Below are 25914 nucleotides of genomic sequence, written 5' to 3'. Positions count from 1 at the left end.
TCCCGCTAATGTATCCAGCTAAAGGACGCAGAACAAGCGGGACAGAAAAATCCCGGGCACTCTCTCGTGAGAGTACCCGGGATTCTGTTGTCCTACAGGACGGCTAGAGCGTTACCGCAAGCGGTACTACTCCTGCCAGCCAACGTTGACCCAGTAGTCAGCGCTGGTGTAGCTCTGCTTGAACAGGGACGGACCGTAGTTCGCAACCTTAGCCTTGACAGCGGCGTACATCGGGCCGTTTGCGTAGGGCAGGTACACTGCGACCTTCTCGTAGTAGAGCTTCTCCGCCTCGTTAGCGATCTTGATGCGCTCGTCTTCCTTCTCGGTGTTCTGCAGCTTCTCGATGAGCTTATCAACTTCGGGGTCGCCGACTCCGAACACCTCGGTGGTGAAGAAGTAGGGTGCCGAGGAAGCCAGGTCGGGCAGAACGCCCCAACCGGTGAAGATTGCTTCGTAGCTCTTCTGGCCGAGCACGGAGTTGGAGTTCGACTGCGGCTGGTTGTCAGCGCTCAGGCGGATACCTGCGGACTTCAGCTGCTGCTCCAGAATCTGGTAGACCGCCTGGTAGACCGCCTCGGAACCGAAAGAGGTCAGAGCGAAGCCAGCAACCTTGCCGTTCTTAGCGTAGTAGTCGCCGGACTTGGAGTAGCCTGCGGCCTCCAGAATCTTGCCAGCTGCCTGTGCACCGGTGTCACCAGCGTAGTTGTTCTGGTAACCCTTCTGGAACGGCATTGCGATGATGGAGCCGGGCAGCGGCTCGGTCCAGCCGAGCTGCGAGAAGTATGCCTTAGCGATCTGCTCGCGGTCCACAGAAGCAAGGATTGCGCGGCGCAGTGCCAGATCCTCGATGCGCTTGGGGTTCAGCTGAATGATGTTGACGTTGGTGTTCTGGCTCTGGCGAATCTCGGTGCCAGCCTGGCCCTTCACAGCGTTGTAGCTGGTTGCACCCACGAAGGTGAAGGCGTCCAGTTCGCCGTTCTTGAAGCTTGCACGGATTGCTTCGGAGTCCATCTGACGCCAGATGATGCGGTCCAGGATCGGCTTCTCGCCCCACCACTTGTCGTTCTTGACCAGGGTGAGCACCTTCTGGGAGGAGTTCCACTCGCCAACCTTGAAGGGGCCAGCCCAGTACTGGTCGAGGGGCTTGTCAACGAAGCCTTCGTTGAAGAGGTTGACGTCTTCCAGTGCGGGGTGGATTGCGAAGGCACACAGACCCTCGGAGGGGTAGTACGGAGCCTTCATGGTGACCTTGACGTGGAAGTTATCACCGTCCACAGCCTCGATGCTCTCAACCTGCTGCCACATGGTGTTGTCGGTGATGTGGTAGGGGTTGTCGGTGGTTGCGCGGTAGACCTTCCACATGGCGCGAACAGCGTTCACGTCCATGGGGGTGCCGTCGTTGAAAGCAGCCTTGGGGTTGATCTTGAAGGTCGCGGTCTGCACGCCATTGACGGTCTCGGTCTTGTGCTCGGTGCAGAACTCGGGGTTGAGGGTGCCTTCGCCTTCGGGGCTCATGGTGTAGAAGCCCATCACGGCGGGAATGTTGCAGGGTGCCAGTGCGTCCAGGTTGCTGGAGGTGTAGCCGCTCTGGGTCTGCAGGTTGAAGTTCGGGCCCAGGGCGGTAGCCGCGAGAGTCAGGGTACCGCCCTGCTTGAGGGAGGAACGGTCCTGCTTGTTGACCTGAAGGTTCTTCAGAATATCTTCAGCGTTGTTAGCGGCGCTACCGCCAACCTTTTCCTTCGAGCTGCCGCAGGCAGCCAGTAGACCAACGGTGCCGAGGGCAACGGTGCCGGTCAGGAGGGTACGGCGAGAGACAGACATGCTCTTCATGGAATTTCTCCTAGAGTATTCGCAGTGTTGTGGAGGCGGCGCGCGAACGGTGCGCAACTAACACTCCAACCCGGCGGGAGGACAGTCTCTGCCGGGGTCGCGGGCAGAATGCCCGCATTTGTTTTAAGTATATCCGTGCAAATCTCTGAGGAACGGGAAAGCGGCGTGCTCCAGAAGGTTTTAATCCTTCTGTAACACGCCGCTGTAGCGCTTTTACCCCTTATGGAGTGTGTGAGCGGTGCTCAACGCTTAGATTTTTACTTCTCCCAACCGACGTTGATCCATACGTTCGGGTTGTAGTAGGGCAGACCGAAGAGCATGGGGCCGTAGTTTGCCAGGCCCTTACGGCACGCCTTGAAGTTCGGGCCGTTGTGGGTGGGCACGTAGATGGCGACCTCGTCCAGGTGGCGCTTCTCCAGCTCGTTCATGATCTTGAGCTGTTCCTTCGGGTCCTCGGTGGACATCATGGTTGCTGCCAGCGAGTCCAGATCCTTACCGTGACCGTTGTTGGTCTCGGAGATGTAGAAGTAGTTCGCTGCATCCACCGGGGAGGTGGTGATGCCGTAACCGCCAGTCTTAATCGCGAAGTTCTTCGAGGAGATGATGCTCGACATTTCGGAGGCACCGTGGTTCTCGATGGTCAGTTCAACGCCGATTTCCTTCATCTGCTGGACGAGGAACTGGGCGGTGGAGCTGACAACCGGGTCGCTACCGAAGGTGATGACCGGGTAGGAGACCTTAGCGCCGTCCTTGGTGTAGTAGTCACCGGACTTGGTGTAGCCTGCGTCCTCGAGGATCTTGGTGGCGACATCCTTGCCAAGCTTGGTCGGGTAGTTGTCCTGGTAGCCTTCCTGCATGGGCAGCATGCACATGGAGCCGGGCAGGGTTTCCTTCCAGCCGAGCTTCTCGTAGCGCAGCTTCTGCAGCTGCTCACGGTTGAGGGCTGCAACGAATGCGCGGCGGACGGGCAGGGGCACCTTTTCGGGGTTGATTTCGTAGTTACCCACGCTGAGAGCGCTGCCCTTGCGAATGTCGGTGTTTGCCACGCCGGAGAGCTCGTTGTAGGAGCTGAGGGTACTGGCGTCCACGTAGTCGATTTCGCCGTTCTTGTAAGCTGCCTGCTCTGCCTGGGAGCTCATTTCACGCCAGGTGATGCGCTCAAGAGCGGGCTTCTGGCCCCACCACTTCTCGTTGCGGACGACGGTGAGCACCTTGGAGGAGGAGTTCCACTCGCCGACCTTGAAGGGGCCTGCCCAGTACTGGTCGAGGGGCTTGTCGTTCAGGCCGTCGTTGAAGAACTTGGGCTCGACGAATGCCGGGTGCAGGAAGGAAGTGAAGCTGCCTTCGATGGGGTACCAGGGCTTGGACATCGTGACCTTCACGTGGCGGGTATCGCCGTCCACAGCCTCGACGCTTGCGACCTGCTCCCAGATGGGCGAGGGGGTGATCTGGTAGTCCGAGCCGGATGCCGCGGCGGTGTAGATGGTCTGGTAGCTCTTGACGGCGTTCACGTCGATGGGGGTACCGTCGTTGAAGACTGCCTTCGGGTTGATCTTGAAGGTCACGGTCTGCACACCGTCAACGGTCTGCGCCTTGTATTCGGTGACGTAGTCCTCGTTCATGTGCGACTCGCCGCGGAAGTCAGCGTAGAAGCCGCCGGTGAAGGCGGAGTTGATTGCCGCCTGAATGTTCAGGTTACCGGCGGTGTAGCCGTTGGTGTTGAGGATGTTGAAGTTCGGGCCAATGCCGTCTGCACTCAGTCGCAGCTCGCCGCTGTCCTTGAGGGCGGAGCGGTCCTTCTCGTTGTAGGAGACTGCCTTGGAGAGGTCGTCGCCGGCGGAGAGAGCGCTGGTTTCGTTCTTGGAGGAGTTGCCGCCGCAGGCTGCGAGCAGGCCGACGGTGCCCAGGGCAACGGTGCCGGTGAGCAGGGTACGACGGTTGAGAGTGAAAGTGGTCATTAGTTTTCCTCAGTTAGGTGGGATGCTGAATTTTTGTACGCGGGGGAACACAACCCGCACACCTTTGTGACAGCACGCACATTTTGCATTGGCAATAGTATACACACATTTCCCACGCACTATGACCTAGTTCACCGTTTTAGGGAAAATATTTCAGCCAATCCCCGAAATCACCCCACCACAAAACCACCCATTAAAAACACAGAAAAGTCCCGCAGCACCCCGTCTCTAAGCCGGAATACCGCGGGACTTTACCCTTCTGGAGACCTGAACCGGCGCCTCCAAAAATTCAGAAGCTACCGACTAGAACCCCAGAAACTAGCCTGTGGCTTTAGTTCTGCCAACCCACATTGGTCCAGCGCTTGGGGTCGGTGTAACTGGTTGCGAAGAGGGAAGGACCGTAGTTAGCCAGCTTCTCCTTCACAGCTGCGTAGCTGGGGCCGTTAGCGTAGGGGAAGTAAATAGCGACCTTCTCCATGTGCTGCTTCTCAGCCTCAGCAGCCATCTTCAACTGCTCCTCGTGGGATTCCTTCTCGTAAATGGACGCGATGAACTTATCCAGCTCGGGATCGCCCACACCTTCGTTGATTTCGCTGGTGTAGAAGTACTGAACACTGTCTGCGGGGTCAGCACCAATACCCCAGCCGGAGAAGGCGCAGTCGTACTGCTTAGAGCCCATCACGGAGTTGAACTGGGACTGCGGCTGGTTATCCTGCTCGAGCTTAATACCTGCTGCCTTGAGCTGCTGCTCGAGGTTCTGGAACTGAGCCAGGGAGGTTGCATCCGAACCGAAGTAGGTGATGGAGAAGCCTGCAGTCTTACCGTCCTTGGCGTAGTAGTCGCCATTCTTGGAGTAGCCTGCTGCTTCCAGGATCTTTGCCGCAGCCTCGGGGCCGGGGTTAGAAGGCATAGCGTCCTGGTAGCCCTTCTGGAAGGGCATAGCAATCATGGAGCCGGTCAGGGGCTCTTCCCAGTTGATCTGGCCGAACTTGACCTTAGCCAGCTGAGAGCGGTCAACCGCGGCGAAGACTGCACGGCGCAGGGCGGTGTCGGTCACGCGGGTCGGGTTGAACTGCAGGTTGATCACGCCGACGCTCTGGCCGGAGCGAATCTGGACACCGGGCTGACCCTTGACGGCGTTGTAGGTTGCCAGGCCAGCAAAGCCGATGCTGTCCAGCTCGCCGTTCTTGAACGCTGCGCGCTCTGCTTCGTCGCCCATTTCACGCCAGATAATGCGGTCCAGCAGCGGCTTCTCACCCCACCACTTGTCGTTGGGCACGAGGGTGAGGGTCTTAGCCGAAGAGTTCCACTCGCCAATCTTGAAGGGGCCGGACCAGTACTGATCCATGGGCTTGTTCACGAAGCCGTTGTTGAAGAGCTCCTTGTCGGTCAGTGCGGGGTGCAGACCGAGCAGGCCGAGGGTTTCGGCAGGATACAGGGGCTTGGACATAACAATCTTGACGCGGGTCTTGTCGCCATCCACGGGGTCGATGGACGCTACCTGCTGCCAGAAGGGAGCGGCGATGACGTTGTAGCCGTCATCGGGGTTGCGATAGACGGTCCACGCGGCGCGGATTGCCTCAATGTCAACGGGGGTGCCGTCGTTGAAGACAGCCTTAGAGTTGAGCTTGAAGGTGATGGTCTGCACGCCGTCAACAGTCTCAGCCTTGTAGTCGCTGACGTAGTCGTCGTTGAGGCTGTAGTCGCCGGCAGGGCTTAGGGAGGTGAAGCCGATAGCGGAGGGGATGTTGCAGGCGCCACCGAATGCGGTGAGGTTCTCGGTGGTGTAGCCGCTCTGAGTCAGAATGTTGAAGTTCGGGCCGACTGCGGAGACGCTACCGCGGAACTCGCCACCCTGCTTGAGGGAGGAGCGGTCCTGCTTGTTGATTTCGAGGTTCTTGACGATTTCCTCGGTGCTTGATGCAGCCTTACCGCTGATCTTCTTGTCAGAGCCGCCACCGCATGCAGCGAGCAGGCCGACGGTACCCAGGGCAACGGTGCCGGTCAGCAGGGTACGGCGATTAATACGTAGATGAGTCATGTATTCTCCTCATGCCGGAGGGCTCAGGTGCTATTTGATAAGCGCACCGTGTTGTGCGCCGATTTTGCGGGAGCGCCGAAGCTCCCGCCCATCACCTTTGTGAGAGCCCCCACATTGTTTGTGGTTGAAACACAGTATACCCCCAAAAGAAGCGACGCAGACCACAGTCCAATCCGTGGACGAACTATACACCGTCTAAAAATCACGGGTTCAGCGCCCGAACCCGCATCATCACGCGGAAGCCGCGTGCGAAAACTAAAAAATGAAATATTATGTCGCATTGGCGCGCGAGCGCGTCACACCCGGTACTTTGAGAGTCGTTACAAGTTACAAGCACAGCGTCGGGGCAGCTAAAGCGCGCTGAACCCTCCACAAGAAAAAGCTCCCCACCCCTATACGACACTGCGAAAACGTATAGGGGCGGGGAGCTTAAAACTGCGGCTTATGCCATCCAGCCAACGGTAGACCAGTCGGTGGTCTTGAAGAGGAACGCACCGTAGTTAGCGAGCTTCGGGCGGCATGCCTTGAAGTCCGGGCCATTGAGGAAGGGGATGAAGAGGCAAACCTCGCTCATGTGCTTCTTCTCAATTTCGTTGCACTTCTCGGCGCGCTTAGCGTCATCGAGGATGGTGACCATCTCGTCGACCATAGCGTCGATTTCGGGGGTGCCGACGCCGTTCCAGTTCTTGGAGTGGTAGAAGTACTCGGCTGCACTGGTCGGCTCGGAGGTCACGCCGAAGCCCGAAATGCTTACGTCGTACTCGCGGTTACCAACAACCTTCGAGAATTCAGACTGTGCACGCGAATCGAGCTCGAAGTTAATGCCGATTTCCTTCATGCTCTGGATGAAGGTCTGTGCCTGGCCCTTGGTGGTGGCGTCATCACCGAAGGTGGTCAGCTTCAAGGTGATGGTCTTGCCGTCCTTCGCGTAGAAGTCGCCGGACTTGGTGTAGCCTGCCTTCTCCAGGACCTTGCGTGCTTCCTCCGGGTTACGTGCCGGGTAGTTGTCGCGGTAGTACTGGGAGGAACCCAACAGAAGCATCGAGCCGGGAACTTCTTCTTCGTAGGGCAGACCCTGGAAGCGAATCTTTGCCAGAGCACCACGGTCAATACCCAGGAAGATTGCCTTACGGACAGCAACATCAGTGATGTGCTCTGCGTTCAGGTTCATGCCGCCGGCGAAGAGGCGGCGACCGCGGCGGATTTCAGAGTTTGCAACGTCCTTCATCTCGTTGTAGGCGCTGAGGGTACGTGATTCCACGACGTCCAGCTCGCCGTTCTTGTAGGCGGCGCGAGCTGCAGCGTCTGCCATTTCACGCACGACGATGCGGTCCAGCTTGGGCTTCTCACCCCACCACTTGTCGTTGGGCACAGCAGTGAAGGTCTTCTCGGAGGAGTTCCAGCCGTTGGGTGCCAGGGTGAAGGGGCCGCAACCGAGCTCGGGGTGGGGGTTGTCCACGAAGCCTTCATTGAAGAGGTTTACGTCGAGCATCGCCGGGTGCAGGATTCCGCCGAAGAGCAGACCCTTGACGGGGTTGTGCGCAGTCTTGAAAACAACGCGTGCGTGGTAGCGGTCGCCATCGATAGCTTCAACGCTTTCGATGTACTCGTAGATACCTGCTGCGGCAATCTTGTATTCACCGTCGGGGTCACGCTGGATCTGCCAGGTTGCCTTGAGTGCATCGATGTCGATGGGGGTGCCGTCGTTGAAGACTGCCTTGGGGTTCAGACGAACCTCTGCGGTGATCTTGCCGTCTACATCCTTAGCTTCGAAGCCGAGGCAGTAGTTGGGGTCGAGCTCATCTTCGCCCTTGAAGGTGCTGCGCCAGATGCCGGCACCGGCGATAACGCCCATGGTTTCGGAGACGGAGGTGCTCGAGCCGTTCTGGGAGAAGCGGTTGAAGTCCGGACCAAGGGAGTAAGTGCTCAGGTTCAGGGTACCGCCCTGCTTGAGCTTCGAGGCATCCTGCTCGTTGATTTCATAGAACGGGGTTTCGCTTGCCTTGTGCTCGGTCTTGGAGGACGAGGAGCCACAAGCGCTCAGTACGCCGGCAGCAGCGACGGCGGTTGCGCCGCCGAACAGTACGCGGCGGCTCATGATCGGGTTGAATCCGGAGAGGGAGGGGATGGGGTGGGGGCTCATGATGGGCTCCTTGTGGGTGTGGACTGCGCTGATGCAGTGTTTGCAGTGTAGAGTGGGTGGCTTGCGTGCTCTGGAGGCGGGGTTTCCGTCTGCAGGAGCGCCTGCTATCTGCGGTGATGGGCGGGCAGGTCAAGCCATGCAAAATAATGTGACCTAAAGCTATGTTCTAAGCCACATTTAATATTTTTAGTAGTGTACACCACATAAATCACTACAGGTGCGCAACACGATAAATATTTCTCAATTATTACGCCCGACCCTAATGCAGCGGGCCTAAATCCATATCGACACAACCCCACTATCCTTCGCGCAACACCCCTCCCCCACCTCCAGAAATAGCCAACGGGCACAGCAAAGCGGGCCGAACGCGCACACACGCATTCGACCCGCTCGCAAGACAGGCACCTTTTAGGAGTTCATCCAGCCCACAGCAGTCCAGTCCATCGACTTGTACAGGCGCGGACCGTAGTTAGCCAGAGTCTTCTTGACCATCACAAAGTCAGGACCGTTCGTAATGGTGCCCAGGAAGGCGAACTCCGCCATGTGCTTCTTCTCAATCTCGTTGCAGGCGAGGTTACGTTCCTTGTCGTCCTCAATGAGGGTCATGGCGTCGATGAGGGCATCGATTTCCTTGCTGCCGATACCTTCGTTGTTCTCGGAGTAGTAGAACTGTTTGGTACTCTCGGTCGCGTCAGCAGAGACCGAGTAGCCGCTGAAGGAAATATCGTAGTCCCAGTTGCCCAGAATGGTGGCGAACTCGCTATCGGCGTGCTGATCAATCCGGATCTCGATACCGACATCCTTCATCTGCTGAGTGAAGGTCTGAGCCTTACCCTTGTTGGTCGGATCGTCACCGAAGACCACCACTGCGCAGCCAGCCTTCGTGCCGTCCTTCTCGTAGTAGTCGCCGTTCTTGGTGTAGCCGGCGGCCTCCAGAATCTTCTGCGCCTCCGAAACACTATTATTCGGGGTCGGGTAAGAATCCTGGTAGTAGGGCGAGAAGGGCATATGAATCATCGAACCGGGGATAGCTTCCTCGTAGGGCAGACCCTGGAACTGAATCTTTGCGAGTGCTTCACGGTTGGTGCCGACGAAGATTGCCTTACGCAGGGCAGCATCCTTGACGCGGCGGGGATTGATATCCAGGCCACCGGCGTAGAGGCGGGTGCCCTTACGCAGTTCGGTACCCGCAATGTTCTTCACCTCGGCATAGGTGGAGGAGGTGCTCGCACCGATAGCGTCAATTTCATCGTTCTTGAACGCGGCACGTGCAGCGCTGGACTCCATCTGGGTAAAGACAATCTTGTCCAGCAGGGGCTTGGTGCCCCACCACTTGTCATTGGGCACAACACTGAAGGTCTTCGCGGTGGAGTCCCAGCCCTTATCCGCCAGGGTGAAGGGGCCAGCCCAGTACTCGGGGTGGGGCTCATCCACGAAGCCGTTGTTGAAGAGCTCGACGTCTTCCAGTGCGGGGTGCAGAATCTCAGAGAAGAGGCTCTGCAGCGGGTAGAAGGGCTTGGAGAAGGTGATGGTTGCGCTGTAGTCGTCTTCGCCCTTTTCTACGGATTCAACGAATTCGTAGATGCCGCTGGTGACGATGTTGTAGCCGTTATCCAGGCTCTTGAAGATGTTCCAGGTGGACTGGAGCGCCTTGTAGGTGATGGGGGTGCCATCGTTGAAGACAGCCTTGGGGTTGAGCTTGACGGCAACCTGAATCTTATCGTCCTTCTTGCTGTGCTCGAAGGAGACAGCGAAGTCGGTGTTCAGCTTGTAGGTGCCGTCAAAGTCGAGGTTCCACATGCCGGCCTGGCTGATGGTGCTCATAACGTTGACGTTATCGCTGGTGTTACCGCTCTGGGTGTAGAAATTGAAGTTCGGACCGATGGATCCGGCGGGCAGGCGCAGGGTGCCGCCCTTCTTCAGGCTGTTCACGTCCTGAGCGTTGATGTTGTAGAGGTCTTCGATATTGGCACCGGCGCCGGCTGCCTTGGTCTTCTCAGAGCTTGCGCTGCCGTTGCCGCAGGCACTGAGCAGACCTACAGCTCCCAGAGCCGCGGTGCCGCCAATGAGGGCGCGGCGGCTGAAGCTGTTCTTGGTCGCTTCGTGGCTGCTCGCGGTGTATGCGGGGTTGGCGGTCATGGGAGTGGTTTCCTTCTGTCTTGTGCGGGCGGGTTTATCCCGTATCCCCGAAGTAATGATTATTTATACATAGCACTGCATAATTTTGTATGACTCCACTGTAGCGCACCTCGGGAGCGGAAACCAAGCATTTTCATAATATTTCTTAATATTTATCGTATTTTCTGAATATTCATACCATGAATACCCTGTTTTTGTGCGAATTTTTCGGATTTTTCCGGATAGCTATACCACCACTCCCCCGCATCGGTACACAAAAACACCCAAAGCGCTTCCTCCAGATATGCAAAAAGTGTCCACCCAGATAATCCGGGTGGACACTTTCAATAGCTCTAGGCTATTCACCTAGCAGGTGAAGGGATAAGGACTTACTTAGCCCAACCGACCTTCTCCCAGTGAATGCCGGTGCCCTGGAAGAGGGACACGCCGTAGTTGCGCAGACCCTTCTTCACGAACTTGTACTCGGGGCCGTTGATGAGCGGAATCAGCACTGCGAACTCAGCCAGGTGCTTCTTCTCGATCTCGTTGCAAGCCAGGTTGCGTGCCTTGTCGTCAGCAATGAGCTTCATCTTTGCAATCATCTCATTGATCTCATCGGAACCGGCTTCCTCGGGCTTACGACGCATGTAGAACTGCTCGGTAGCCTCGGTAGCATCCGGGGAGCTCGGAGCAAAACCGGAGGAGGTTGCGTCGTAATCCTTGGAGGACATGGTCTTGTTGAACTCGCTAACAGCACGGGAGTCGAGCTCAGCATTAATGCCTACGGACTTCAGCTGCTGAACCAGGGTCTGACCGACAGCCTTGGAGGTGGGATCCTCACCGAAGATGGAGAACTTGAAGGCAGCCTGCTTGCCGTCCTTCTCGTAGAACTCACCGTTCTTGGTGTAGCCTGCCTCTTCCAGAATCTTGGATGCAGCAGCAGCATCGTTGTTCGGGGTCGGGTAGGTGTCCTGGTAGTACTCGTTGAAGGGCATGTGAATCATCGAGTTAGGAAGCTTCTCTTCGTAATCCAGGCCCTGGAAACGAACCTTGGCGAGAGCCTCACGGTTCAGACCAGTAACCACAGCGCGGCGCAGAGCAACATCCTGCATGCGGGCGGGGTTCATGGTCACGCCACCGGAGAACAGGCGAGAGCCTCGGCGAATCTCGATGTTAGCAACGTCCTTGAGCTCCTTGTATGCAGAAGCGGTGGTAGCACCAATCGCATCAAGCTCATCGTTCTTGAACGCTGCGCGCTCAGCAGCAGTATCCATCTGGCGGAAGACAATGCGCTCCAGAACGGGCTTCTCACCCCACCACTTGTCGTTGCGGGTCAGGGTCAGGGTCTTCTCGGTCGAGTTCCAACCACCTTCAGCAATGGTGAAGGGGCCAACCCAGTACTCGGGGTGCGGCTTGTCAACGAAGCCTTCGTTGAAGAGGTTCTTATCCAGCAGAGCCGGGTGCACAATGCCAGCGAAGAGGGTATTCAGCGGGTAGTAAGGTGCGGAGAAAGTTACCTTCACCTTGAAGTCATCACCGTCGCGCTCCACGGAAGCAATGCTGCTGTAGATGCCGCTGCTTCCGACCTTGTAGTCACCATCGGTGCTCTTGAGGATGTTCCAGGTAGCCTGCAGAGCCTTGTAGTCGATGGGGGTACCATCGTTGAACTTAGCCTGGGGGTTCAGCTCAATGGAGACGACGGGCAGACCGTTTTCTTCGACGACATCGAAGCTCTTCGCAAACTCAGGAGCCAGAGTGCGCTTACCCAGGGGGTCACTCTGCCACAGGCCTGCGTAAGCCACGGGGCTCATAGCGGTCTGGGTGTACAGGGAGTTGCCGTCCGCGCTGAAAAGGTTGAAGTCCGGACCAATACCCGGAATAGCCAGGCGCAGAGTGCCGCCATCCTTCAGCTCAGATACAGCAGCCTCACCAAGGTCATAAAGCTCCTTGGCATCGGTGCCCACGGTTGCACCCTTGGTGGTTGCCTTGGAGTCCTTGGACGAGCCGCACGCAGCCAGTACGCCCACGGTACCCAGTGCTGCAGCGCCACCGAGAACGGTACGACGGTTCAGGATGAAATTCTTCTCCATGAGAGTGTCCTCTTATACGTTTGACCCTCAATAATCCTGCAGGAAAGCGTCAAGGGTTCCCTGCTCATGCGCCGCAATAGGCTGCGGTGAGCGATGAATTAGTGCCGGTCTATGAATGTGTTCCTTGAGGTACGCCCCTAGCGGCGCACCCACAGGCTTAATTATGGCTTACCTGCGGTATAGAAGCTCGCCTATAAATATTCATATCTTGAATGGTGAGAAAGGTTACGCCTAGTCAGTGCAGTTTTTCCTGTTTTCTTGCTGGTTTCAGGGCCAAGCGCCACATTCTGAGGCTCCCGCCGTCTCACCAGGTGACAATCTCAAGCTGCACGCGCCTCACCAGTACCGGGCATTAAAAAACCCGAGGGACGAATATTCAACGAATATTCGCCCCTCGGCACACATGCGACTTATTCAGCCGACTCTAGAGCTACACCGTAGCGGCCTCAGCCTCCGGGAAGTAGCAAGCATAACCGTGATCCTCACCCTCAACGTGGGTCAGTTCCGGCATCTCCTCCAGGCAACGACGCTTCTTGTCCTCAGGCAGCAGCTTGAAGACCGGGCAACGGCTCGAGAAGCCACAACCCTTAGGCGCGTTCACCGGAGTGGGCAGGTCGCCCTCAAGCATAATGCGGTGGCGCTTTGCCTCAACCTCGGGATCCGGGACCGGAATCGCCGAGAGCAGTGCACGGGTGTACGGGTGGATCGGGTTGTCGAACACCTGGTCGACGTCACCAATCTCAACAATACGACCCAGGTACATCACTGCAACGCGGTCGGATGCGTGGCGAATCACCGCGAGGTCGTGAGCAACCATCAGGTAGCTCAGGCCCAGGTTTGCACGCAGCTCCTCCAGCAGGTTAATCACACCAGCCTGGACGGACACGTCCAGTGCGGACACCGGCTCATCCAGAACCACGAGCTTGGGGTTCACAGCAAGCGCACGAGCAATACCGATACGCTGACGCTGACCGCCAGAGAACTGGTTCGGGAAGCGGTTCACGTGGTCAGGCTGCAGACCCACAATGTGCATCAGCTCGATGACGCGCTTCTTGATGTCTGCCTTGTTCATGCCCTGGTTTTCCAGCGGCTCAGCAAGCACCTCGTAAACGGTGAAGCGCGGATCCAGAGCACCGGTGGGGTCCTGGAACACCATCTGCTGATTCTTACGCAGCTCAAGAATCTCACCTGCGGACTTGCCGTCCTTGGTGGAGGTTCCGTTAATCAGAATCTCACCGTCGGTGTTCTTGTTGAACTCCATGATTTCCAGCAGGGTGGTGGTCTTACCACAACCGGACTCACCCACAATGGAGAAGCACTCGCCCTCACGAATATCGAAGGACAGGCCGTTCACAGCCTTCACAGTGCCCACGCGGCGCTTAATCAGCGCACCCTTCATGAGCGGGAAGTGCTTCTTGACGTTGCGGACCTCCAGGACGGGGGCACGCTCCTCACGCGGAATACCGTCGTACTTCGATACCGGGGGCTCCGGAACCGGGTACAGCTCGTCAGCGGTCTTACCGACCAGCTCCTGAGAGATGGTGCAGGAGGAGTAGTGGCCCTCGCCAACGCCTTCCAGCAGCTGCAGATCGGGCTCGCCGTTGGAGTCCTGGCAGCACTGGCCACCGCTCTTAGCGATGGGGCAACGCGGGCGGAAGGAGCACGCGGTCACCGGGTTAATCAGGTTCGGAGGGGTACCCTCAATCGGAACCAGGGAAACCTTCTCGGAACGGTCCACACGCGGGACCGCACCCAGCAGACCGATGGTGTACGGGTGGGAGGGATGCTTGTACAGGTCTTCTGCCTTCGCAATCTCCACCGGCTTACCGGCGTACATCACCAGAATGTCGTCAGCCATACCAGCCACAACACCGAGGTCGTGGGTAATCATGATGGTCGCTGCGCCGGTCTCTTCCTGAGCCTTCTGCATAACCTCCAGCACCTGCGCCTGAATGGTCACATCCAGTGCGGTGGTGGGCTCATCGGCGATGAGCACGCGGGGGTCATTCGCAATCGCCATAGCGATCATGATGCGCTGACGCATACCACCGGAGAACTCGTGCGGGAAGGAACGCAGGCGGTCAGCCGGCGAAGGGATACCCACCATACGCATCAGCTCGATGGAGCGGTCCTTGATAGCCTGCTTGCTCATGCCCTTGTTGTGGACCTTGAGCACCTCGGCAATCTGATCACCAATGGTGTACACGGGGGTCAGGGAGGACAGCGGATCCTGGAAGACCATGGAGATCTCCTTGCCGCGGTATGCGCACATTTCCTTATCGCTCAGACCCAGCAGCTCGGTACCGTTGTACTTAATCGAGCCGGTGATGTCAGCAGTGGTCGGGTGCAGGCCCATAATCGCCATGGAGGCAACGGACTTACCGGAACCGGACTCACCCACGATACCCAGGGTCTTACCGGGGTACAGGTCAAAGTTCACACCGCGAACAGCGTGCACGACGCCATTCTCAGTATTGAAGCGGACGTTGAGGTCCTTAACGCTCAGAACGGGAGAGGTACTCATTAGTTCTTCGCCTCCTTTGCAGCGGCAGCAGGTGCCTCTGCCTTCTCGTTCTTCTTGGACTTCTTGATCTTACCGACCGACATCGAAGTCGGGTCGAATGCGTCACGCAGACCGTCGTTCATGAGGGCCAGCGGACCAACCAGCAGGAAGAAGAACAGAACCGGGAACCAGAACATGTGCGGCAGGGTGTTAATCTGCTGCGAAGCATCCGAAATCAGCGAACCCAGCGAGTAGTTGGGGTACTTAATACCGATGCCGATGAAGGAGTAGGCAACCTCAGAAAGCACAGCGTTCATGATGCCGCTGGTGAAGTTCAGAACCAGCAGGGAGCCGATGTTCGGAACCAGGTGGCGCATCACAATCTTGAAGGGGTGCACACCCATGTAGCGCGCAGCCTTCACGAAGTCGCGGTTGATGAGGGACTGTGCCATTGCACGAATAACACGGGCGCTACCCATCCAGCCGAAGGTAATCAGCACAGCGGAGAGCAGAATCCAGGTGGGGACGCTCTTCTGAATCTGCTTACCGACCTGACCGTTGATCAGAATAGCCAGAATCAGCAGCGAGGGAACCATGATCAGGGTCTCGAGGATGAACAGCATGATCTTGTCGATCCAGCCACCGAAGTACGCCATCACACAGCCGTAGACTGCGGAGATGAGCACGGTGACGAAACCAACGATCACACCAATTTCGAGAGAGGTCCAGACGGCCTCGACCATCATGGCGAACACGTCGTTACCCGCGATGGTGGTACCGAACCAGTGGTCAGCCGAGGGGCCTTCACCTAGCGCCATGTAGTCAATGTCGTTGGGCTTGTACTTGGTCAAGTGCTTACCGAACAGGCCGAACAGACCCATGCCGATAAACACGGACAGGCCGAAGACTGCAGCCTTGTTACGCAGGAAGCGGCGCAGAATAATAACGCTCTTGTTGATGACCTTGAAGTCACCGTTCTCCTGTACCACCGGTACGGAGGAAGTTGCAGTTACCTGGCTCATGAGATCCTCACTCGGGGGTCGACGATGGTGGTAGCGATATCAGCGATGATCGCACCGACAGCGAACAGTGCAGAACCGTACGCGAGGGTCACGGTCGCAGCGTTCACGTCCTGCGAGGAAATGGAGTCAATCGACCACTTACCGATACCGGGCCATGCAAAGACGGTCTCGGCGAAGAATGCACCCGCAAAAATCAGCGGAATCCGGTACGCGATGGACTGTGCCACGGGGATGAAGGAGACACGCAGTGCGTGGCGAGTAATCGCCTGGTTGCGGGTCAGACCCTTAGCACGAGCGGTACGCACGAAGTCAGCGTTCACGTTATCGAGCAGGTACTGACGCTGTGCAATCTGGTAACCAGCCCAACCGAAGATGGTCATACAGAAAGTCGGCACGATGTAGTGCGCCGCCATATCGATGGTGATTTCCCAGAATCCGGTCAGACCCGGAGTCGAAATACCGGTCACATAGAAAATCTTCTCTCCACCATTAGCAACGGCAATGTTGTTGATAGTGGTCGCGCCCTGCTGCACCACGAAGTAAGCAACGGGAGCGGGGATGATGTAGACCAGGTAGGAGTAACCGGTGATAACACGGTCAGAGAACTTGTACTGGCGAGCTGCCGAGTACACACCCAGGGCAATACCAATCACAATCGAGAGAATGGTAGCCACCAGCAGCAGGCGGGTAGAAACCCACACGCGCTGGCCAAATTCCTGGTTAATGTACGCGCCGTTGGGGCTACGGCCCCAATCGAACTTGGTGACCACATTGGTCAGCCACTGAACGTAGCGGTCCCAGGGGTTCATTTCGGGATCGAGACCCAGGGACGCGAAGTTACGGTTCACCTGCTCGGGGCTAGGCTTCGGAACCTTTTCCTGCTCCAAGAGGGCAGGCTTCAGAGCAGTAACCGCAGCAAAGTAACCCATCGTGGTCGTAATAAAGACCATGACGAGGTACGTCAGCGATCGCTGGAGGATGTACCTAAACATGGGACGGTTCCCCTCCTTGTGTAGATGTCGGTGTTAAGGCATGTGTGTCATGCTGTCCCAGTGCACTGCTTCGTGATGACTGTCACTAGGAGCATATTTACTTTATCTTATATAGCCTGTAACACTTCCACCAAACCCACATTGGGCACTTTCACCCCTTAGAACAGCCTGTATGCAAGCTAAAAGGGAGCTGGGTAAAAAAATGCCCCGGAATACCGGGGAAAAGGGGCGGATTAACAATTTTTACGAAAATTTTACATCCGAAACAATTCTCTCGACATAGGGACGTAATAACCTTTTCGATAAGCGCTTTAACAGGGTAAAACACCACGTAAACCCACCGTTTAGGGGACTAAACCAACACTTCCAACCCCTAAACCAAGCACTAAGGCACACCTCTTAAGCGCGCTATTTAAGGCAACTCAGCCAAAAACAGCGCCCCGGCATGAGCACACGACTCGCACCGGGGCGCCACTTATATAGGAAGGCAACGCCTCCGCATCTAGTGCTAAGACCCTAGCTCTTAGCGTTAGGCTCCGAATCCGGCGAATCCGGCGAAGCCTCCGAGCTCAACGACTCGGCAATACGAGCACGAGCAGAGCCGTGCATGCTCTTCAAAGCCTGCGCATCCTTAGCAGCCATCTCCGGAGTAATCACCGGAATCGCACCGGTCGCCGCACGAGCAATATCAACAGCCGGCTCAGTCTCCAGGGTCGTCGCCAACGCATCCTCACGAATGAAGAACAGAAGCAGCGTAGACACCAGACCCAGCGGCACCAGGTACAGGAACAGCGGAATCAACGCATCGTTATAGGCATTCACAATGATGCCGTGCACCGGCTCCGGCAAAGACGCCACCAGCTCAGGAGTCAGAGACGAAGACGCATGGCTACCCGAAGACTGCAGCGCCTGCTGCGGCATACGCTCAGAAATCAGCGAGGTCAGACGCGAGGTAAACAGACCACCCACCAGCGAGGCACCCACAGTAGCACCCACCTGACGGAAGAAGTTATTCGACGCCGTCGCGGTACCAACCACACTCACCGGGAACGCATTCTGAACAATCAGAGTCAAGAACTGCATGGACATACCCAGACCGGCACCCATCACCGCGAGGTACACACAGAACAGCCAGGTCGGAGTCTCAATAGTCACGGTCGACAGCAGGAACAGGCCCAGCGCCACAATCGCGGTACCGCTCGTCACGTAACGCTTGTAGCGACCGCTCTTCGACACCACGCGGCCCGTCACAATCGACACCACCAGCATGACACCCATCATCGGAATCATCAGCAGACCGGCCACCGTAGCGCTCACACCCAGCGCCATCTGCAGATAAGTCGGGATATACTCCACCGCACCAAACATTGCCACACCCAGCGCCAGCGAAGCGCCCAGAGTCAGCAAGAAGTTACGGTTCTTGAACAGGTACATGGGCATGACCGGCTCAGCCGCACGGTTCTCCACCGGGATGAACACCAGCGCAGCAACCACCGAGAAAATCAGCAGACCAATAATCTGCGGCGAAGCCCACTCGTACTGGTTACCGCCCCAAATCGTGGCAAGCACCAGCGCACTCGTACCCGCCATCAGAATCAGCGAGCCAAGGTAGTCGATGCTGTGCTTCTCACGCTCACGGAACGGGCGGTGCGGCAGCAAGAAAATCACCGCAAGAATCGACAGAATAGCCAGCGGCAGGTTCAGCCAGAACGCCCAACGCCAACCCGGCCCCTCAGTAATCCAGCCACCAATCAGCGGACCAGCCACCGACGAGAACGCAAAAACGCCACCGATAATACCCATGTAGCGGCCACGGTCGCGGGGAGGAATCACATCAGCAATCACAGCCTGAGAAAGAATCATCAGACCGCCGCCGCCCAGACCCTGCAGGGCACGAGCAAAAATCAGCCAGTTCATGTCCTGAGCGAGCGCACCAACAATCGAACCCGCCATGAAAGCGACAATCGCAAAAATCAGGAAGGGCTTGCGTCCGAACTGGTCAGAAAGCTTGCCGTAGACCGGCATCGTAATCGTCGAAAGCAGGATGAAAATAGTAATCACCCAGCTCATGTGCTCCACGCCGTGAAGCTCACCCACAATCGTGGGCAGCGACGGCGCCAGAATCGTTTGGTTCAGCGAGGACATGAGCATCACAATGACCAGGCCCAGGAACATGGCGCGGATGCGGTTTTTACTTTCCTGCTTAGCCTCGCCGGCTGGCGGCTGAGGTAGCTTCTTTTCCTCTGTACTCATCGATAATCCTTAGTTACGTTCTATATATATCTGTTGTGAGTGTCCGCCGGGCTCTGGATTCGGTTGCCTCGATTCGGGGCCTCGGATTCGGTTTCCGGCGGGCTTTTGTAGTTTGTAGCAGTGAACCGCCGCTAGATTGCCGGTCGGTTCTGCTCAAAAAGCAGGAACTGGAAGGTCTTCACCGTCTGGCGGATATGGCGGGCAATATCCTCTTTATCTTCCAGGTCGCGGGCGAACTCCAGCTGACGAAGCACCGCGGAGGCAAGCTGGACCTTTGCGCGTGATCGCTCCCGGAAGTGATCGGTCAGCGGGTCAGCGGGGGTTCGGCGCGGGAAGGGGCCGCGGCGACCGGCCGCGTCAAAAGCCACCCAGTCAATAGTGTTCAGGTAATCGGTGAGCACCTGTTCGCACTTCATGTAGTGCATTTTCATTCGTTTCGCGGACTCGGGGAACTCCTGAAAGGGAGCTCGGGGGTCCTTGCCATTGGCGTAGTGGAAGCTCTGGAAAATGACCTCCCAGAGAAGGTGGGTTACACGAATGATGGTGTTGTCATCCTCGTGGGCGCGGTCTGTTTCGAGGATTTCCTCGCTGACCACCGGTTCACGCAGACCCAGAACGGCGTCCTCTTTGGAGGGGAAGTAGTTGAAGAAGGTACGCGGGGAGACGCCCGCCTCCTGGGCGATTTCTTCAACGGTGGTTCCGCGCATCCCATGGTCGCGGACGCGTTTGAGGGCTGCTTCGTGGATTGCCGTCCAGGTTTGTTCGCGGCGGCGTTCGCGAAGGCTCTGTTCCTTTTTCTGCATAACTGCAATTATTTCACCACTGCACACAATGCTCAAGTGCATTTTTAGCGTTAAGGCTCACAGCATAGCCGGCTAAACTCCGGCCCCGCCACTGGCACACAACACCCGCACACAATACCGACACATCACATACGAAGCGGCAAACCCACTCCCCCCCCCAGCCCCACACGAAATACTGGCATAATAGACGGGTGAACTTGTTTGCCCCCACCTCCCTCGACTTCCTGCCCGACTGGCTGCGCCTCGCACTCGGCATAGCCGATATCCTCATCCGACTCGCAGCCCTCTTCTGGCTCCCCTACAACCGCAAACCCGTGGTTGCGCTGGGCTGGCTCATGGCAATCTTCTTCATCCCCTTCGTAGGGTTTATCGCATTCCTCGTCTTCGGCTCCTCGCGCCTGCCCGCCTACCGCCGCGCACGCCAACACGCCATGAACGACATGATTCGCGATGTCAGCGAAAACAAACCCTTCCTCACCCGCACCGATGACCTCTCCGACCCGGCAAAGGTAGCCAGCCAACTCAACTACACCCTCGGCTCGCTCCCCCTGGTCGGCGGCAACCAGTTCACCCTCCACACCGACAACCACGACGCAATGGTCGCCATGGCGGAAGAAGTCGACCGCGCCACCAAATACGTGCACTTCGAGTTCTACATCACCGCCTACGACGAGGCGAGCGCAGTCCTCTGGGACGCCCTCTTCGCCGCCCACAAACGCGGTGTACAGGTGCGCGTACTCATCGACCACATCGGCTCCCGCAAATACCCGTCCTATAAGAAGCTCGTGAAAATGCTCAACGACTCGGGTATGCAGTGGCGCCTCATGCTGCCGCTCAAACCGTGGAAGCTCAAGTGGCAGCGCCCCGACCTGCGTAACCACCGCAAGGTCCTCGTCGTGGACGGCCGCGTCGCGTTCTCCGGTTCGCAGAACGCTATTCACCGCTCCTATGATCTACCCGAAAACGTCAAGAAGGGTCTGGAATGGAAGGACCTGACCTTCTCCTGCACCGGCCCCATCGTTGAAGAGCTCAACGCCGTTTTCGTCTCCGACTGGTACTCCGAAACGAACCAGCTGATCCTGGCAGAAATTAACACCACCATCCCCTACTACGAGGATGGGATGCGCGCCCAGGTTGTTCCCTCCGGCCCCGGTTTTAAAACCGAAAACAACCTGCGCCTCATCAACTACTTGATCTACAATGCCGAGCGGCGTATCACCATCTGCTCGCCCTACTTCGTGCCCGAAGAGACCCTGCTGCAGGCACTCACGAATGCCGCATACTCCGGTATTGAAACCACCGTGATTGTGTGCGAGAAGGGCGACCAGTTCCTGCCGAACATGGCGCAGCGTTCCTACTACGAGCAGCTGTTGCAGGCGGGTGTGCGTATTCTGCAGTACCCCAGCCCGACCGTGCTGCACTCCAAGTTCATGATGGTCGACGATGAAATCGCGTTCATTGGCTCGTCCAATATGGACCCGCGTTCCTTCTCGCTGAACATGGAAGTGTCAACGTTCGTCATTGACCGCAAAATGGTGGCGATGCTGGATGAAGTATGCGCCGAATACGAGCAGGTCTGCACCGAGCTGCTGTACACCCAGTGGGCGGAGCGCCCGCGCCGCATCAAGATGGCGGAGAACCTCTGCCGACTGTGGTCATCGCTCCTCTAAATAAAACTGCCCACCCGGATAACCCCGGGTGGGCAGTTTTATTGTATGAGGCGCTATCGCAGGATGCGCCAGGCCACAAGCTAGAGCACGGATACGTATTAGAGCAGACCAGGGGCTACATCGGTTCGCCCGGGCCCACCAAACCGGCAGAATGCATCCACCACACGAAGAGCGCCACCGCAATGTAGAGGACCGTGCACAGGCTCAAGGTGATGATGTGGCGGCGGCGCGTCATGCTCAAATACCCAATAAACTCACGGATAAAAGCATTCACCGCAAAATACACCTTCGTACGAGCCCCCGCGCCCCAGCATTTCAGGCCCAGCGAACGCGCCAGCAGCAACGCACGGAACAGGTGGTAGCTGGTTGTTGCCACAGCAACTTTCGGGGTTTTGCCCTCGGCAACCTCCGGCATCAGGGCGTAAGAGAAGAGCAGATTCTCGCGGGTGTTCACCGCGCGGTCCTCCACAATAATGTCCGCCTCGGGAATACCGCGGGATACAGCGTAGCGAGTCATCGCCACACCCTCAGGAACCTCTTCATCCGCGCCCTGACCGCCAGACATAATCAGCTTCGAGCCGGGGTTCTTACGGTAAATTTCAATGCCTCGATCGATACGACCCGCCAGCAGCGGAGTCACCTGGTCACCAATGAGACCCGAACCGAGCACCACCACATAGTCAGCCTGTTGACGGAAATTCACCAGGTTCAACACTGCCGACACAGTAAAGCCCACCGCGTAGATGGTGAAATAGGTCAGCACCAGCGAAAAATAGAAATAAATAGTGCCCCACACGCCGCCCAACGGAGTGTTCTCCGCCGGACCGGGAATAAAGAACGGACCCACAATAAGGGCAATACCGGCAGCTAATGCCAAAGAATTAGTGAGCGAAAAACCCTCACGAACAATAAGACGCACACCGCTATATAGGAAAAGACCGGTCAAACCCAAAGGCGTAAAAATCGAAAGGATCGCCGGAACGATAACAATGAGGAACGCCAACACCAGCAAAATCTGGTTCTCTGCCACAATCGCCGTTACGCCCAGGCTCGTACCCAGCAACCCCACGGTCGCAATCAGCAACCAGCCGACAAACACACTACGGCGTTCCCGCAGGTAGAGGCAGATAAAGAGCACCAGCGAAAGCGCCGTCAGCGCATACAGCACCACCAGCGGAATATATAGAGGAGAATCAGGAGGAGGGAGAAACTGCATAAATTGGGTCCCAAAAAATAGTGTGCACCCGCTAAAAATCGGGAGAATCGAAAAATTCTTCACACAATTTTATCCCCGCCACTGTGCATCTATCGCTGCAGACCCACCGCACACAAGCACACACAGAACAAGCACACACACAGAAAAGGGCAAAAAGAAACACGCGACACCTCCGACATCGCATACCCTCGTATGCGGCGAATGCATCGCGCGTTCATTTCTACCCTGGACTAGTTTAGCGCCATAAACGGTTTCCCGTGTGGATTGAAGAAGGTTTAATCTGCAACCACTCCGGCGCAAGCAGGCGAACAGCCTTCGCACAACCCGACAAAGCAGTAATAATCGACTCGCAACGCTGATTAAACTCGCTCTGATGACGCTTATCCACAATCTGCCCCGGAAAATGGCGATGCATCTTCGACACAGAGTCGCTACTCTCCTGCAAACCGTGGCCCGTATGACCCGGAACATGCTTCACCAGCACACGCTTCTCGCGGATAGCCTCCGTCAAAGCACGCATCTGAGCCACCACGCGCTCATCCTGAATACCCTCAGAAACCCACGCCTCAAAAGCCCAACGGCTATGCGCCAAACGCAACACAAACGTCAACGCACCCAAAGAATCCGTATGAATAATCAGGCGGCGCGAACCGCTATGGAACACCGTATAAGCCGCCAACATCGCAGACAGCTCACCGGTCATAATATTCACGCCATCATAGTGGGCATGAAAATAGAAGCCGTCCTCACTCACGCCGGCGATACCCATACGGCCGCCACGCTGATACTTCTTATTGTGAGTCGAACGGAACGAACAATCCGTGAAAACGCTATAGTCCTGCAGCTGATCCAGCGGTCGAGGGGTCAGTGCCTCCTCCACCATCTCATCCACGGCGGTACGTGCCGCACACACCTCAGCCTGCATCCGCTCATACGCGGGCGTGCCAGCAAGCTTCACATGCACTTCACCCAAAGAATGGTTATCGTACGGGTCCAGCACCTTCTCAAAGGCGCGGTACTCCATAATCCCCTTCAACTGGTCGCAATCACGGAAAAGATGCTTCAAATTCTTACGGTCAGCAGCAATCGTCACCAGGTTCTGACGGTACTGCTCAGGAACCACATCCCACGCAGAAAGCACGGCACGACCCAGCAGACGCGGATGCACCTCATCACAGCACTCCATCAGGGAATGAACGTGAGTGAAAAGCATCGGCTCCTCATTCACCACAGTGCGGGTGCCGTCCTGCTTAGAAATAAAAACCACCGTCGACAATGCCGAATAACAAAAACCCTGCGCCTTACGATGCTCCTGAGCCACCGCAATCACAGCAACGCCCTGATCCGTGTACCCGGCAGGGTACGAGGCGCTATAGTCGGGCGCCTCCCAGGTCAGGGTGCATCGTTTGATATGCGCCGGTGAAAATCCCATGAGTGTCACCCCCCATGTGTGCCATACCGCGTCTCCTTCCATTCATACGGTATATCGTCCTCATTCTTTTATAGGTCGAAAAGAAAGGGGCACGCAAATATAAAACACCTTTTTTACAGTTAGCGAATGGAATAACCGCAACTCCTCTCACGCACCGGCACAACACAAAACCCAGCACAGAACACAGCGCGAGAAACCCCCGCGCATACCTCACCGAGGCGTGGGGAAAGGTGTACGGTAAAAGAGTCATATACGACGCGGCAACCGCCGCACCACCCGATAAGGAGAGCCCCATGATTGGTGTTTACGCCGGAGTATCCGTCAAGCCCGAGCACGTCGAAGAATTCCTCAAGACCATCGAACCGCTCGTGACCGCAAGCCGCCAGGACGAAGGCAACGTCAGCTACGACTTCGGTGCCGTCTCCGACACCGACTTCGCATTCATCGAGCGTTGGGAATCCCAGGAACTGCTCGAAAAGCACATGGGCACCGAACACTTCCAGAAGGCTGTCGCCGCATGGGAGCCGCTGCTCTCCTCCGAGCTGGACGTTCGCATCGTCAACTTCCGCTAAGCAACGTTAAATACCGAAGGTGCCCGGCACCCCCTAAGTGAGGGGTGCCGGGCACCTTCGTATGTCAGCCATGGAGGCATACCAGCCTTGGAGGCGAGCGCGGCTACTAGCGGCGCTCTCGGCTTATCGGCGCTCTAGGCCGACCTCCATCGAATCAAGTGTGAAACCATTCGTCGCGCTCACGCAATGCACCTTACCGGTATTCACCGACTTACAGGTGTAACCGTACGCAGTCACCACCTGACCGGTAGACAGGGCAACAATACCCTCAGTATTCACCGGCTCCGGGGTGGCGGTCTGACCGACCAGGCTCACCTCGGGCGCCTGGCCCTGCACCATGTGCACGCGCTGCTGTGCCTTACCGGATGCGGAATCCCAGCCCTCCAGGGTCACGCCCACCAGCGCCTGGCAGTCCACACCTGACGGGGTCACCGAACACGCGACCTTAGAGTCCGGGCTGGTGAAACGCAGCGCCTCAACAGTCTTCGCAGAATCACCCTGACCGAAAGTGCCGCCACCGTACGCTTCAGCGAAAGTCAGCGTACCCGACAGCATGCGGGTCTGTGCCGGAATCAGCGCCAGGCGCGGCTTCTCAACGCTACCACCCTGCGTGAAGCAGGCACCCGTAATGTAGTCGCGGCCCTGCACCTTCGTAGCGCACTGGTACCACTCAACGCTCGCCGAACCGTCCTGGTTCTTGCGGCTGTTGAAGAGGCGCACCGCCTCCTGAGCCTTCGCGCAATCCGAACCGTCATACACGTAAATACCGGCGGAACCACCCAGCAGACTCGTCACGCCACAGCGAGTACCAGGATCGATAGTGCTCACGGAGCCGCTCGCCGTGGCGTATGCTGCCTCGTACTCGGCGTCAGTGCTCGGCTCATTCGTGGGGGTTGCCACCGAATCGTAGGTTGCAGGGGAATCCAAGCCGGCAGCAATCTGCACGGTATTCGGTTTCCAGGAGCCATCCGCCGCGGTGAACAGGGTCTTAGCGTCCACGGGCGCGGAAGAAGTCGCCACCTTCATCGGGGCGGTTTCAGACTCATCAGCCTGCGGCTGGGCAGAGCAAGAGCTCAAAGCGAGCGCACCGATGCAGGCAAGAGCCGCCAGGGTACGGCAAGTAAAGGCACGCTGTGCGCGTGCGGGCAGGGTAACCATGAATACGTCCTCGTGAGGGTTGCGAATTGCGTTGTGTTTGAGTGGTTGTGCTGAGTCGGTGAATCGGGTACCTAAGTACCCTCCTACACCCTACTGCAATAGCCTTGACAAGG

General features: G+C 57.2%; 16 protein-coding genes. 2 read left to right on the top strand and 14 right to left on the bottom strand.

Translation table 11 applies throughout. The features are described from left to right. Positions 1–126: 126 nt before the first annotated feature. The 11 genes from HMPREF2884_RS03120 to HMPREF2884_RS03070 form a co-directional block, all read right to left on the bottom strand. Positions 127–1830 (bottom strand): ABC transporter family substrate-binding protein, encoded by a 1704-nt coding sequence (locus HMPREF2884_RS03120; RefSeq protein ID WP_070615568.1) that lies wholly within the window; start codon positions 1828–1830, stop codon positions 127–129. A 257-nt stretch (positions 1831–2087) separates the two neighbouring features. Continuing rightward, positions 2088–3788: an ABC transporter family substrate-binding protein gene (locus tag HMPREF2884_RS03115; RefSeq protein WP_049354463.1), complete on the bottom strand. Its 1701-nt coding sequence runs from the start codon at positions 3786–3788 to the stop codon at positions 2088–2090. A 331-nt stretch (positions 3789–4119) separates the two neighbouring features. Beyond that, positions 4120–5829 (bottom strand): ABC transporter family substrate-binding protein, encoded by a 1710-nt coding sequence (locus tag HMPREF2884_RS03110; protein WP_070615565.1) that lies wholly within the window; start codon positions 5827–5829, stop codon positions 4120–4122. Between the two features lie 442 nt (positions 5830–6271). Further along, positions 6272–7972, bottom strand: a complete 1701-nt coding sequence (locus tag HMPREF2884_RS03105; protein WP_070615561.1) for an ABC transporter family substrate-binding protein — start codon at positions 7970–7972, stop codon at positions 6272–6274. 408 nt (positions 7973–8380) lie between these two features. After that, positions 8381–10111, bottom strand: coding sequence for an ABC transporter family substrate-binding protein (locus HMPREF2884_RS03100; protein ID WP_070615557.1), 1731 nt, complete (start codon positions 10109–10111; stop codon positions 8381–8383). A gap of 368 nt (positions 10112–10479) precedes the next feature. Continuing rightward, a complete protein-coding gene (locus HMPREF2884_RS03095) occupies positions 10480–12180 on the bottom strand; it encodes an ABC transporter family substrate-binding protein (RefSeq protein WP_070615555.1) in 1701 nt (566 codons plus the stop codon). A gap of 430 nt (positions 12181–12610) precedes the next feature. Beyond that, positions 12611–14704, bottom strand: coding sequence for an ABC transporter ATP-binding protein (locus HMPREF2884_RS03090; RefSeq protein WP_070615551.1), 2094 nt, complete (start codon positions 14702–14704; stop codon positions 12611–12613). After that, on the bottom strand, positions 14704–15705 hold the full coding sequence (locus HMPREF2884_RS03085) for an ABC transporter permease (protein ID WP_070615548.1): 1002 nt from the start codon (positions 15703–15705) through the stop codon (positions 14704–14706). The genes HMPREF2884_RS03090 and HMPREF2884_RS03085 overlap by 1 nt, the downstream gene beginning before the upstream one ends. Next, positions 15702–16697 carry an ABC transporter permease gene (locus HMPREF2884_RS03080; RefSeq protein ID WP_070615545.1) on the bottom strand — a complete coding sequence of 332 codons (996 nt, stop codon included), beginning with the start codon at positions 16695–16697 and terminating at the stop codon, positions 15702–15704. The genes HMPREF2884_RS03085 and HMPREF2884_RS03080 overlap by 4 nt, the downstream gene beginning before the upstream one ends. Positions 16698–17213: 516 nt before the next feature. Next, a complete protein-coding gene (locus HMPREF2884_RS03075) occupies positions 17214–18950 on the bottom strand; it encodes an MDR family MFS transporter (protein WP_070615535.1) in 1737 nt (578 codons plus the stop codon). Between the two features lie 131 nt (positions 18951–19081). Continuing rightward, entirely contained in the window at positions 19082–19753 is a 672-nt protein-coding gene (locus HMPREF2884_RS03070; RefSeq protein ID WP_239662189.1) for a TetR/AcrR family transcriptional regulator, read from the bottom strand. A gap of 191 nt (positions 19754–19944) precedes the next feature. Here HMPREF2884_RS03070 and cls point away from each other — a divergent pair, with 191 nt between their 5' ends. Beyond that, positions 19945–21423, top strand: coding sequence for a cardiolipin synthase (cls, locus tag HMPREF2884_RS03065; protein ID WP_070615531.1), 1479 nt, complete (start codon positions 19945–19947; stop codon positions 21421–21423). 115 nt (positions 21424–21538) lie between these two features. On the opposite strand, the gene HMPREF2884_RS03060 is transcribed toward cls, so the two are convergent. Both HMPREF2884_RS03060 and HMPREF2884_RS03055 read right to left on the bottom strand, forming a co-directional pair. Then, complete coding sequence (locus HMPREF2884_RS03060; RefSeq protein WP_246827912.1) at positions 21539–22639, bottom strand: YdcF family protein; 1101 nt, start codon at positions 22637–22639, stop codon at positions 21539–21541. Between the two features lie 235 nt (positions 22640–22874). Beyond that, positions 22875–24071 (bottom strand): RNase H family protein, encoded by a 1197-nt coding sequence (locus HMPREF2884_RS03055; protein WP_005509232.1) that lies wholly within the window; start codon positions 24069–24071, stop codon positions 22875–22877. A gap of 293 nt (positions 24072–24364) precedes the next feature. Here HMPREF2884_RS03055 and HMPREF2884_RS03050 point away from each other — a divergent pair, with 293 nt between their 5' ends. Continuing rightward, a complete protein-coding gene (locus HMPREF2884_RS03050) occupies positions 24365–24643 on the top strand; it encodes a putative quinol monooxygenase (RefSeq protein ID WP_044150828.1) in 279 nt (92 codons plus the stop codon). 123 nt (positions 24644–24766) lie between these two features. On the opposite strand, the gene HMPREF2884_RS03045 is transcribed toward HMPREF2884_RS03050, so the two are convergent. Then, positions 24767–25801: a 2-oxoglutarate dehydrogenase gene (locus tag HMPREF2884_RS03045; protein WP_070615528.1), complete on the bottom strand. Its 1035-nt coding sequence runs from the start codon at positions 25799–25801 to the stop codon at positions 24767–24769. Positions 25802–25914: the final 113 nt, after the last annotated feature.

The sequence above is a fragment of the Rothia sp. HMSC073B08 genome, assembly GCF_001812975.1.
Lineage (GTDB): Bacteria > Actinomycetota > Actinomycetes > Actinomycetales > Micrococcaceae > Rothia > Rothia mucilaginosa.
The sequence above is the reverse complement of the archived record's forward strand: the minus strand, read 5'-3'. Positions and strand labels throughout refer to the sequence as shown.

Coding starts and splice junctions, on each gene's coding strand:
- HMPREF2884_RS03120 (WP_070615568.1), bottom strand. CDS start 1,830: ATGAAGAGCATGTCTGTCTCTCGCCGTACCCTCCTGACCGGCACCGTT.
- HMPREF2884_RS03115 (WP_049354463.1), bottom strand. CDS start 3,788: ATGACCACTTTCACTCTCAACCGTCGTACCCTGCTCACCGGCACCGTT.
- HMPREF2884_RS03110 (WP_070615565.1), bottom strand. CDS start 5,829: ATGACTCATCTACGTATTAATCGCCGTACCCTGCTGACCGGCACCGTT.
- HMPREF2884_RS03105 (WP_070615561.1), bottom strand. CDS start 7,972: ATGAGCCCCCACCCCATCCCCTCCCTCTCCGGATTCAACCCGATCATG.
- HMPREF2884_RS03100 (WP_070615557.1), bottom strand. CDS start 10,111: ATGACCGCCAACCCCGCATACACCGCGAGCAGCCACGAAGCGACCAAG.
- HMPREF2884_RS03095 (WP_070615555.1), bottom strand. CDS start 12,180: ATGGAGAAGAATTTCATCCTGAACCGTCGTACCGTTCTCGGTGGCGCT.
- HMPREF2884_RS03090 (WP_070615551.1), bottom strand. CDS start 14,704: ATGAGTACCTCTCCCGTTCTGAGCGTTAAGGACCTCAACGTCCGCTTC.
- HMPREF2884_RS03085 (WP_070615548.1), bottom strand. CDS start 15,705: ATGAGCCAGGTAACTGCAACTTCCTCCGTACCGGTGGTACAGGAGAAC.
- HMPREF2884_RS03080 (WP_070615545.1), bottom strand. CDS start 16,697: ATGTTTAGGTACATCCTCCAGCGATCGCTGACGTACCTCGTCATGGTC.
- HMPREF2884_RS03075 (WP_070615535.1), bottom strand. CDS start 18,950: ATGAGTACAGAGGAAAAGAAGCTACCTCAGCCGCCAGCCGGCGAGGCT.
- HMPREF2884_RS03070 (WP_239662189.1), bottom strand. CDS start 19,753: ATGCAGAAAAAGGAACAGAGCCTTCGCGAACGCCGCCGCGAACAAACC.
- HMPREF2884_RS03060 (WP_246827912.1), bottom strand. CDS start 22,639: ATGCAGTTTCTCCCTCCTCCTGATTCTCCTCTATATATTCCGCTGGTG.
- HMPREF2884_RS03055 (WP_005509232.1), bottom strand. CDS start 24,071: ATGGGATTTTCACCGGCGCATATCAAACGATGCACCCTGACCTGGGAG.
- HMPREF2884_RS03050 (WP_044150828.1), top strand. CDS start 24,365: ATGATTGGTGTTTACGCCGGAGTATCCGTCAAGCCCGAGCACGTCGAA.
- HMPREF2884_RS03045 (WP_070615528.1), bottom strand. CDS start 25,801: ATGGTTACCCTGCCCGCACGCGCACAGCGTGCCTTTACTTGCCGTACC.